The following is a 316-nucleotide window of genomic DNA, read 5'->3' on the forward strand; positions in this document are numbered from 1 at the left end:
CCTACTTTCACACTGGTTGCAGCACTATCATCGGCGCAAAATCGTTTCACGGTCCTGTTCGGGATGGGAAGGGGTGGGACCGATTTGCTATGGTCATCAGGCTTTGACTTGTACGCCACACACTCAGGTGTGTGGCTGCAATCTGGAAGAAGTAAATTAGGTAGTAAATTCAAACACAGGCAAATGCGATATAACCGTCAAGGTTATAGGGACAAGCCTTACGGGCAATTAGTACTGGTTAGCTTAATGCATTACTGCACTTCCACACCCAGCCTATCAACGTCCTGGTCTCGAACGACCCTTCAAGGAGCTTAAA

General features: G+C 47.8%; 2 rRNA genes. Both read right to left on the minus strand.

What is annotated here, in order from left to right:
• A 5S ribosomal RNA gene (gene rrf, locus AC6H42_RS10550) occupies positions 1 to 101 on the minus strand; the annotation flags it as partial.
• Positions 102 to 207: 106 nt separating this feature from the next.
• Positions 208 to 316 (minus strand): 23S ribosomal RNA (locus tag AC6H42_RS10555); the annotation flags it as partial.

The organism is Massilia sp. NBRC 108631, from assembly GCF_059704565.1.